Raw genomic sequence first — 9,717 nt, 5'->3', positions numbered from 1 at the left:
GTGCCGGCCCCCGCCGCGCCGTCTGGCGGCCTTTCTCCCGGCCGCGCGGCCGTCCGGCGCGGCTCCCGCGGCGGGAGCCGCCGGGGGAGGCCCAGGGGCGCCCGGGGGCACGCCCTGCCGCCCGAACGGCTGCGGCTGCGGCTGCGGCTGCGGCTGGGGGACGCGCAGACCCATCGTCTCCGCTTCCACGCGCGGCAGCGGCGCCGTGCGGTCCTCGGCGGGCGCGGGCGCCCGCAGGGCGTCCCCGGTCAGCCGGGGCAGCGGCGCCGTCGGCGGGTCCGGCCGGCGTCCGGGGTACCGCCGCGCACCGCCGGAGGACTCGTACGGTCTCCCGCCGCCGTACATGTCCTCGCGCTCGGGGCGCAGCGCGGTCACGCCGTGGCCCTGCCCACCACCGGGGCGAGCCCCGCCGACCTCGCCACGGCACCGTGGTCGCCGCACTCCGCGAGCCAGTTGGCCAGCATCCGGTGCCCGTGCTCGGTCAGCACCGACTCCGGGTGGAACTGGACGCCCTCGACCGGGAGTTCCCGGTGGCGCAGGCCCATGATGATGCCGTCGTGGGTGCGGGCGGTCACTTCCAGCTCCGCCGGGACGGTCGCCGGTTCGGCGGCCAGGGAGTGGTAGCGGGTCGCCGTGAAGGGCGAGGGCAGGCCCGCGAAGACGCCCTTGCCCTCGTGCTCGACCGGGGAGGTCTTGCCGTGCAGCAGCTCGGGCGCCCGGTCGACCACACCGCCGTACGCCACCTGCATCGACTGCATGCCGAGGCACACCCCGAAGACCGGCACCCCGGTGGCCGCGCAGTGCCGGACCATGTCCACGCACACGCCCGCCTGCTCCGGCGTCCCCGGCCCGGGGGAGAGCAGCACCCCGTCGAAGCCGTCCTGGGCGTGCGCGGTCGACACCTCGTCGTTGCGCAGCACCTCGCACTCCGCGCCCAGCTGGTACAGGTACTGGACGATGTTGAAGACGAAGCTGTCATAGTTGTCGACGACGAGAATCCGCGCACTCACTGGTTGTCCACCGTCACATCGTTGAAGGGCAGCAGCGGCTCGGCCCACGGGAAGACGTACTGGAACAGGACGTAGACCAGGGCCAGGACCAGTACGAGCGAGATCAGCGCCCGCACCCACGCGTTGCCCGGCAGATGCCGCCAGATCCAGCCGTACATGCCGTCCCTTGCCGTCCCTTCCGTGTCCCCTACGGCACCAGACCCACGCCGTACGTCACCAGACTAGCGGCGCAGAGCCTCCGGTTCGCCTGTCTCCACGGGTCGCGTGGCGTCCAGGTGCGCCCAGACGATCAGCCGGTGGCTGTGCCCCCACTCCGGATCGCAGGTGGTCAGGGTCAGGTACCGGCCCGGACGCGGATACCCCGAAGCCCGCGGGACAGGATCGACCACCGCGACGTCGGTCGGCACGGTTTTGTAGGGACCTTTGTCGATCCGGTACGTGAACCAGGTGGTTCCGTCGGTGAGCACCACCGCGTCGCCCGGCCGCAGCCGCGGGAAGTCCTTGAACGGGTCGCCGTAGGTCCGCCGGTGCCCGGCGACCGCGAAGTTGCCGCGCTGTCCGAGCCGCGCGGTCCCCCGGTAGTGGGCGAGTCCCCGGGCCGGCACGTCCCGGCCGGTGCCCTCCAGCACCGGCTTGTTCCACGTGGCACCGAGCCGCGGGATGTACATGATCGCGAAGGGCTCGCCGGCCCGGTACGGCGCCGGCTCCGGCGGGGCCGGAGTCCGTCCGCCCGGGGCGTCCGCCGGCCGCACGCTCCCCCGCGCCCACTGCCGCTGGAGCCGGTCGATCTGGTCGCTCATCGCGCCCTCGGCCCGCACGCCGGTCCAGAACAGCGCATAGCCCACGAAGAGCACGATCAGGGCGCCGACGGTGATGCACAGTTCGCTGGCCGTTCTGACGATCACCCGCACCGGCGGCTCCCGACCGAGACCTGCCGGCCGGCCTGCCCGCCGGCCCGGCTACTCCACTGGCTTCGCGTAGCGCAGATCCACTGTGCCCGAGTAACCGGGCAGAGTCACCGGCCCGTCGTCGGCGACTTTCCAGCCGAGGCCGTAGACGTTGACGTAGACCATGTAGGTCTGGATCGCCTTGCTGTCCGCGAGCGCCCGCTTCAGCCGGCCGGGGTCCCCGACCGCCGTGATCTTGTACGGCGGTGAGTAGACGCGGCCCTGGAGGATCAGGGTGTTGCCGACGCAGCGCACCGCGCTGGTGGAGATCAGCCGCTGGTCCATGACCTGGATGCCCTTGGCGCCGCCCTGCCACAGCGCGTTCACCACGGCCTGGAGGTCCTGCTGGTGGATGACCAGGTAGTCGGGCTGCGGCTCGGGATAGCCGGGGAGCTTGGCGGTGGCGTCGGGCGGGGCGTCGTTCAGGGTGACGGTGACGGCCTCGCCGGTCAGCCGCCGGGTGCCCGCGCTCTTCTCCAGACCGCCGAGCTTCCGGTCCTCGGCCCTGGTGCTGCCGTCGTCGCTCTCGGCGAGGGACTCCACGCTGCCGCGCAGGGCCGCGTTGGACTCGTCCAGCTCCTTGTTCTTGCGGCTGCGCTGCTGGATCAGGTCGGACAGCTTCAGCAGGGAGCCGTCCTGGCGGATGTCGGTGCCCTTGGCCGTGTCGAAGCTGGTGAAGAAGATCAGCCCGGCCAGGGCGAAGACGGCCGCGGTGAGGACCCGCACGGGACGCGGACGCGACCTGCGGGCCGGACCCGGACCCGTTGATCCCGTCCCGGGGGAGTCGGCAGAATTGCTCAACGTACCCTTATCTCCTTCGGCGCCACGGAAGCACTACGCTAACGGACGCCCGGGGGAGCACACAGAGTCGTCATGTTGGCCCCTTGTACGCTGCCCCGAGCCCGACCAGTTCCCTGCGCGGCCACGCAGCGCATCGACAGGAGAGACCCTCGTGCCGAAGTCACGTATCCGCAAGAAGGCCGACTTCACGCCGCCGCCGGCGAAGCAGGCGCAGGCCATCAGGCTGACCAATCGGGCCTGGGTCGCACCGGTCATGCTGGCGATGTTCCTCGTCGGCCTGGCCTGGATCGTCGTCTTCTACGTGACCGACGGCTCGCTGCCGGTCGACAGCCTGGACAACTGGAACATCGTGGTCGGCTTCGGCTTCATCGCCGCCGGGTTCGGTGTCTCCACGCAGTGGAAGTAGCCCGGGGAACGGCCCGGCGGGCAGCTCTGCCCAGGGCTGTCCACCGAGTTATCCACAGCCGTTTTCCACAGTGGGGAAAAAGAACGACGATCTGTGGATAACCCGTGGGATGTTGACGCCGGTGTGACTGGCCGCGTGACCGTCAGACATTCGTTCGCCCCCTGTCCGACCTGCGGAAACGCATCCGAGCGACAGGGGGCACAGCTGTGTCCGCACCCTATGCACAAGATCGGGCACACGCTGTGGACAACGGTTCGGGACGAGTGTGTTCGCCCGTGTCTCCCCCGCGTCCTCCCCGTGTCTCCCCCGCCCCGTCAGGTGAGCTGAGCGGTCCTGACCAGCGCCAGGGCCAGGGCCAGCAGGAGCACCACGGCACAGGTGCCGTACTGCACCAGCGTCCGCTTCTCGCGGGGGGCGTGCACCATCGCGTACCCGGTGACGACACCGGCCACGAGCCCGCCGATGTGCGCCTGCCAGGCGATGTTCATCGCCGGGTTGAAGGTGAAGATCATGTTGATCGCGAGCAGGGCGACGACCGGCCGCATGTCGTAGTTGAGCCGGCGCATCAGGACGGCGGTGGCGCCGAAGAGCCCGAAGATCGCGCCCGAGGCGCCGAGCGAACCGTCCGTCGGGGAGGCGAGCAGATAGGTCAGCGCGCCGCCGGACAGCCCGGAGACGAAGTAGACCGCGAGGTAGCGGGCCCGGCCGAGGGCCGCTTCAAGCGGGCCGCCGACCCACCACAGGCTCAGCATGTTGAAGCCGATGTGCCAGTACGCCTCGTGCGCGAACATCGAGGTCACGAAGCGGTACCACTCGCCGCCGGCGACACCCGAGGTCGGCGCGAACGGCTTCGGCGGCCATGCGCCGTAGAGCACCACGTCGTCCAGGAGCGAGCGGTCGGCCTGGATCGCGATGAAGACCGCGAGGTTGATCCCGATCAGGATCTTGGTGAGCAGCCGGGGGTCGGCCGTGACCGTGCCGCCGGCGAGCGTGCGCGGCCGGGACGCCTGCGGCGCGGGCCCCTCGCCGGAGCCGCCGCGGACGCACTCCGGGCACTGGAAACCGACCGAGGCGCTGACCATGCACTCGGGGCAGATGGGCCGGTCACAGCGGGTGCAGCGCACGCCGCTCGGGCGGTCCGGGTGCCGGTAGCACCCGGGCGCGCTGCGGGCGTCCTGCGCGCTCCCTGCGGGCTGGTCCATCGGTTCCCCTTGCTCGTCGTGTCCTGCCTGACGGCACTATCCTGCCCCGCTCATCCATACGGACGAGCGGCGCGTTCGGTTCCCCGCGTGTCCTTCCGCTCCCGCCGGACCCGGGTACCGGGCCGGCCGGCTCAGGCTTCGCGCGCTTCTTCGCGCGCTTCCTCGCGCGCCTCGACGACCACCGTGCGGAGCACGACGTCGGACAGCGGCCGGTCGTTGCGTCCCGTCGGCACGCTCGCGATGGCGTCGACGACCTTCCGGCCGGCCGCGCCGGTGACCTCGCCGAAGATGGTGCGCTTGCCGTTCAGCCAGGTGCTCGGGGTGACGGTGATGAAGAACTGGGAGCCGTTGGTGCCCGGGCCCGCGTTGGCCATCGCCATCAGGTAGGGGCTGTCGAAGGCCAGGTCCGGGTGGCACTCGTCCTGGAAGCCGTAGCCGGGGCCGCCGAGGCCGTTGCCCAGGGGGTCCCCGCCCTGGATCATGAAGCCGCCGATGACGGCGTGGAAGACCGTGCCGTCGTAGAGCCGGTCCCTGGTCCGCTCGCCGGTGCGGGGATGGGTCCACTCGCGTTCGCCGCGGGCCAGTTCGACGAAGTTCCGGACCGTGACCGGAGCGTGCCGCGCGAAGAGCCGCACCTCGATGTCGCCGAGGGTGGTCTTCAGGGTTGCGTACAGCTGCTCGGGCACGATCCGCCTTCCGTCGTCGTCGTCCACCGCCTCCCTCCGATCCTTCCACGGTCCGGTCCGCGCGTCGCCGGGCGGCCGCGACATCCGCGGGGGCGCACGGCGCGTCCCGGGCCGGGCGGGGGGCGCGACGGAGGGTTTCGTGGCAATGTCGACGACGGGCCCCCGCGCCCGGAACCGCGCCGGAGAAGGCGTCCGGCACCCGTATGCCATCCCGGCGTGCCGCACCGGCTCCCGGCAGGCATGATCCGTAAAAGGGTGGAAAGTCGAAATACCGTACGCCACCGAGGAGGAGGAACCCGTGACCCGCATCGACAGCGTGCGCGCCGCGACCGGCTCGGCGAAGGACAGCGTGCTGCACGCCGCGGAAGTGGTGGCGCCCTACGCCGACACGGCCAAGGAGCGTGCCGCGTACTACGCGCAGGAGGCACGCGTACGGCTGGCGCCCGTGGTGTCGCAGGCCGCCGAACAGGCCCGCGTGCAGTACGACGCCCGGCTCGCCCCGCGCCTGGAGCAGGCTCTCACCCATGTGCCGCCGAAGGTGGACCTGGCCGCGCAGGAGGCCGCCGTCCGCACCCGCAAGGCCGCCCGGCAGGCCGCCCAGTACTCACGGCCCAGGATCGAACAGGCGGTGGCCGCGACGGTCCCCGTGCGGGACGAGGCCGCCGCGCGCGGTGCCGCCGCGCTGGCCGCGCTGCGCGGCCAGGTCTCGGCCCAGGACATCCAGAAGCTGGCCCGGCGCAACGCCCGGCGGTGCCGGACCGGCCGTGCCCTGAAGGGGCTGGGGCTGCTGGCCCTGGTCGCGGGCGGCGCCTTCGCGGCCTGGAAGTGGTGGGACCGGCAGGCCAACCCCGACTGGCTGGTGGAGCCGCCCGCCGCGACCGAGGTGCCCGACTCACCCCGCCTCAGCTCCGTCGACGGCACCGGTGCCACCGGGCTGGACCCGGAGGTGCAGGCGAAGCAGGCGGACGAGGACGCGGCGGACGACGACGACCAGACCTGACGTCCGCGGGGCCCTTGGCCCCGCGGACGGGTCCGGGCCGGCCGGGGTGGACCCGGCCGGCCCGGACCCGTCCGTACCCGCGCGCGGCGGCGCGGGGTCAGCCGGTCCGCGCGTAGCGGCTGCCGGGACGCGGCAGCCGCAGGTGACCGCGGAGGGTCGTCGCGTCGTACGCGGTGCGGAACACCCCGCGCCGCTGTAGCTCCGGCACCAGGCCGCGGGTGATCTCCAGCAGGTCGTGCGGCAGCGTGCCGGGCCGCAGCCGGAAGCCGTCGAGCCCCGCCTCCCGCCAGTCCAGCAGCAGGTCGGCGAGTTCACCGGGGGTGCCGGTGAACACCTCCGCGTCCGAGCCGAGCACGGCGCCGTCGAGGGCGTCGAGGCGGTCCTTGCGGCGGGCGGCGGCGCCGGGTTCGGCGTCCAGGAAGACGAGCAGCTCCGCGAACCGGAGCAGCGGCCGGGCCCGGGTGTCCCGGCCGGCGGCGGCGACGGCCGTGTCCACCTGGGCGAGGACGGCCGCGGCTCCGGCGCGGTCGTGCGGTGTGATCCAGACGGCGTCGCAGGAGCGCGCCGCGAACTCGTACGGCACCGAGGCGTGCGCCAGGCTCATCACCGGCGGCTGCCCCTGCGGCGACCGCGGAACGGTGGAGGGGCCCCGGACGCCGAAGTACTCGCCCCTGAAGTCGATGTGGTGCACCTTGTCACGGTCGATGAAGCGGCCGGTGGCCGCGTCCCGGATCTCCGCGTCGTCCTCCCAGCTGTCCCACAGCCGGCGGGCGGCCTCCACCACGTCGGCGGCCTCGCCGAACAGCGGACGCAGCCGCCGACCGATCCGCTCCGGGTCGCGCACGTCGTCGTCGGTGAGCTGCGGCGTCGTACGGCGGCCGAAGTGGGTGGCGTCGGCGGCGCGGGAGGCGATCTGGGGGCGCAGGCCGGCCCGGCCGGTGCTCGCGTGATCGAGGGTGGAGATGCCGGTGGCCACGTGGAACGGCTCGGTGTGGGTGACGTTCGCCGTGGGGACCAGGCCGATGTGCGAGGTCAGCGGCGCCACGTGGGCCGCGAGCAGGACCGCGTCCAGGTTGCCGCGCACCTGGTCGGTGCGGTCGTCGGGCCGGTGGAAGGCGGCCGACTGCACGCCGAGCGCGTCCTCGAAGGTGACGAAGTCGAGCAGGCCGCGCTCGGCCTCGGTGACCAGGTCCGCCCAGTACCCGGCGCTGAACAGCGCGCCGGGCCGGGCGTCCGCGGCCCGCCAGGCCGCCGGGTGCCAGCCGACGGCGTCGAGGGCGACGGCGAGGTGCAGCGGGGGTGCGGTCACGAGGCCTCCTCCTGGACGGCGGCGGTCGCCGTGTCGCGCGCCGTGCGGTGCCCGAGGCCCAGGTGGTCGCGCAGGGTGGTGCCCGTGTAGTCCCGCCGGAACGCGCCCTTCTCCTGGAGCAGCGGCACGACCCGGGCCACGAAGTCGTCGAGTCCGGCGGGGGTCAGGTGCGGGACGAGGACGAAGCCGTCGGCGCCGTCGGTCTGCACGAAGTGGTCGATGGCGTCGGCGACGGTCCGCGGGGAGCCGACGAAGGTCTGCCCGCCGGAGACCTCGATGACCAGTTCGCGGATGCTCAGACCGCGCTCCTCGGCGAGGGCCCGCCAGCGCCGGGCGATCTCGTCGCGGTCCCGGCGGAACAGCGAGTGGCCCTTCAGCATCAGCGAGTCGGGCTCCGGGTCGACGTCCGGCAGCGGCCCGTCGGGGTCGTAACCGGACAGGTCACGGCCCCAGACGGCCTCCAGGTGGGCGATCGCGGTCTGCGGGCTCACCTGGGCGCGGGTGATCTCGTCGGCGTACGCGGCGGCCTCCGCGTCGCTGTCGGCGACCACCGCGGTGGCCGTCGGCAGGATCTTCAGGTCGTCCGGGGACCGGCCGTACCGGGGCAGGCGTGCCTTGACGTCCCGGTAGAAGGCGCGGGCCTGGTCGAGCCGGTTGTACTTGCTGAAGACGACGTCGGCCTCGGCGGCGGCGAAGTCGCGGCCCGGGTCGGACTCGCCCGCCTGGATGATCACCGGGTGCCCCTGCGGCGGGCGGGGGGTGGTGAAGCGGCCGGAGATGTCGAAGTGCCGGCCGTGGTGGGCGAAGCGGCCGGCGCCGGGCCGGACGAACGCGCCGGCCTCCGGGTCGGCGCGCACGTCTCCGTCGGCCCAGCTGTCCCACAGCTCGCGCGTGGTGGCCAGGAACTCCGCCGCGCGCCCGTACCGGTCGGCCTCGGCGAGGAAGCCGCCCCGCCGGAAGTTCTCGCCGGTGAAGGCGTCGAAGCTGGTGACCACGTTCCAGGCGGAGCGTCCGCCGCTGAGGTGGTCCAGGGTGGCCAGCCGGCGCGCCACCTCGTAGGGCTCGTTGAAGGTGGCGTTGACGGTGGCGGCGAGCCCGAGCCGGGTGGTGACCGCGGCCAGGGCGCTCAGCTGGGTGAGGTTCTCCGGACGGCCGACCACGTCCAGGTCGTACAGCTGTCCCTTGTGCTCGCGCAGCCGGAGGCCCTCGGCCAGGAAGAAGAAGTCGAACCGGCCGCGTTCGGCGGTTTGTGCGAGCCGCAGGAAGGAGTCGAAGGCGATCTGGCTCTCGGAGCGCGGGTCCGACCAGACGGTCACGTTGTGGATACCGGGCAGCTGGGCCGCGAGGTGGACCTGCTTGCGCCGGGCGGGGGCGGGTCCGCTCATGAGGCGGGGACGACGGCGGCGGGGGCCGGGGAGACGTACCGCACCGTGTTCTCGAAGCTGACGCCGTGGCTCTTGACGTCGATGCCGACGCGGTCGCCGTCGGCGATCCGGAAGCCGTCGTGGAAGCTGGCCTCGTCGGCGCCCAGCAGCACGTAGTTCACCAGGCCGGGTCGTCGCACCGCAGGGAAGGAGAACAGGTGTTCGGCCATGTCCCGGACGCGGAAGTACAGTGCGTCGCCGCCGCAGTCGAAGGTGCCCTCCCAGGCCGTCGCGCCGTCCCGGACGATGGTGACCCGGCCGGTCGCCGAGCGCGGCGGCGCGCCGAGGAACAGCCAGGGCGCGAGCGCGGTGTCGCACAGCTTGCAGTACGGGTTGTAGCCGGGGTCCTTGCGGTGCAGGCCGATGTCGCACAGGTCGTTGCCGAAGGTGTAACCGGCGTAGTGGGGGGTGCCGTCGGCGTCGTTGACGTACACGAGGGCGACCTCCGGCTCCTCGATCAGGGCGATCGGGGCGGCGGGCACGGTCAGCGGCTCGCCGGGCAGCCGGGCCCAGTCGCCGAAGCCCTTGAAGAACCACTTCGGCGGCGTGAACTCGCCCTCCGGCTGGCTCGCTCCGCCCCACTTCTTCTTGTGGGTGCCCATGAAGCCGCTGAGCAGCGCGGCACCGGACGCCTCGGGCAGCAGCGGCACCCGCGGGCGTACGGCCGGGTCGCCGGCCGGGACGACGACGGTCTCGGCGCCCTCGGTGACGGCGGCCCGGACGGCGTCGGCGGAGCCGTCGGTGCCGGTGAAGGCGGCGGCGAGGGCGCCGTCGGCCACCCGGTACAGCGTCTGCGGCGCGCCCGGTTCGGGCCGGCCGAAGGTGACGTAGCGGCCGTCCTGGTAGGCGACCTCGGTGAGCACGGGCGGCAGGGACTGGGACATGCGAAGCCTCCAAGGCCGGTCGGAGCCGGGGGTGGTGGGGGGCGTGGG

General features: G+C 73.2%; 11 protein-coding genes and 1 pseudogene. 2 read left to right on the top strand and 10 right to left on the bottom strand.

Features of this window, described 5'->3' with window-relative positions; translation table 11 throughout:
* The 5 genes and pseudogenes from IF37_RS45375 to IF37_RS0137035 all read right to left on the bottom strand — a co-directional run.
* Positions 1–375 (bottom strand): annotated as a pseudogene (locus tag IF37_RS45375) (hypothetical protein); the annotation flags it as partial.
* Positions 372–1,010: an aminodeoxychorismate/anthranilate synthase component II gene (locus IF37_RS0137050; RefSeq protein WP_030753633.1), complete on the bottom strand. Its 639-nt coding sequence runs from the start codon at positions 1,008–1,010 to the stop codon at positions 372–374. The gene IF37_RS0137050 and the pseudogene IF37_RS45375, both read right to left, overlap by 4 nt.
* The gene (locus IF37_RS44105; protein WP_030753630.1) at positions 1,007–1,168 is read right to left on the bottom strand and encodes a hypothetical protein; all 162 of its coding nucleotides are present in this window, start codon (positions 1,166–1,168) and stop codon (positions 1,007–1,009) included. Before IF37_RS44105 ends, IF37_RS0137050 begins: the two co-directional genes overlap by 4 nt.
* Before the next feature lie 63 nt (positions 1,169–1,231).
* Positions 1,232–1,921, bottom strand: coding sequence for a class E sortase (locus tag IF37_RS0137040; protein ID WP_030753627.1), 690 nt, complete (start codon positions 1,919–1,921; stop codon positions 1,232–1,234).
* A gap of 48 nt (positions 1,922–1,969) precedes the next feature.
* Positions 1,970–2,758 (bottom strand): DUF881 domain-containing protein, encoded by a 789-nt coding sequence (locus IF37_RS0137035; protein WP_030753624.1) that lies wholly within the window; start codon positions 2,756–2,758, stop codon positions 1,970–1,972.
* A gap of 151 nt (positions 2,759–2,909) precedes the next feature.
* Between IF37_RS0137035 and crgA the strand changes: the two genes are divergently transcribed.
* The gene (crgA, locus tag IF37_RS0137030; RefSeq protein WP_030753621.1) at positions 2,910–3,164 is read left to right on the top strand and encodes a cell division protein CrgA; all 255 of its coding nucleotides are present in this window, start codon (positions 2,910–2,912) and stop codon (positions 3,162–3,164) included.
* A gap of 314 nt (positions 3,165–3,478) precedes the next feature.
* On the opposite strand, the gene IF37_RS0137025 is transcribed toward crgA, so the two are convergent.
* Entirely contained in the window at positions 3,479–4,366 is an 888-nt protein-coding gene (locus tag IF37_RS0137025) for a rhomboid family intramembrane serine protease (RefSeq protein ID WP_030753617.1), read from the bottom strand.
* Positions 4,367–4,497: 131 nt separating this feature from the next.
* Positions 4,498–5,052: a peptidylprolyl isomerase gene (locus IF37_RS0137020; protein ID WP_030753615.1), complete on the bottom strand. Its 555-nt coding sequence runs from the start codon at positions 5,050–5,052 to the stop codon at positions 4,498–4,500.
* Positions 5,053–5,350: 298 nt separating this feature from the next.
* Here IF37_RS0137020 and IF37_RS0137015 point away from each other — a divergent pair, with 298 nt between their 5' ends.
* Positions 5,351–6,052, top strand: a complete 702-nt coding sequence (locus IF37_RS0137015) for a DUF5324 family protein (protein ID WP_030753612.1) — start codon at positions 5,351–5,353, stop codon at positions 6,050–6,052.
* A gap of 97 nt (positions 6,053–6,149) precedes the next feature.
* On the opposite strand, the gene IF37_RS0137010 is transcribed toward IF37_RS0137015, so the two are convergent.
* From IF37_RS0137010 to IF37_RS0137000, 3 genes are read right to left on the bottom strand one after another with little or no spacing between them, the layout of a single operon-like run.
* A complete protein-coding gene (locus IF37_RS0137010; RefSeq protein WP_030753609.1) occupies positions 6,150–7,361 on the bottom strand; it encodes an LLM class flavin-dependent oxidoreductase in 1,212 nt (403 codons plus the stop codon).
* Positions 7,358–8,746 carry an NtaA/DmoA family FMN-dependent monooxygenase gene (locus IF37_RS0137005; RefSeq protein ID WP_037858089.1) on the bottom strand — a complete coding sequence of 463 codons (1,389 nt, stop codon included), beginning with the start codon at positions 8,744–8,746 and terminating at the stop codon, positions 7,358–7,360. Before IF37_RS0137005 ends, IF37_RS0137010 begins: the two co-directional genes overlap by 4 nt.
* On the bottom strand, positions 8,743–9,669 hold the full coding sequence (locus tag IF37_RS0137000) for a hypothetical protein (RefSeq protein WP_030753603.1): 927 nt from the start codon (positions 9,667–9,669) through the stop codon (positions 8,743–8,745). Before IF37_RS0137000 ends, IF37_RS0137005 begins: the two co-directional genes overlap by 4 nt.
* Positions 9,670–9,717: the final 48 nt, after the last annotated feature.

This window comes from Streptomyces sp. NRRL S-31 (genome assembly GCF_000718775.1).
In the GTDB taxonomy this organism is placed as follows: domain Bacteria; phylum Actinomycetota; class Actinomycetes; order Streptomycetales; family Streptomycetaceae; genus Streptomyces.
This window is presented reverse-complemented; position numbering and strand designations above follow the sequence as displayed.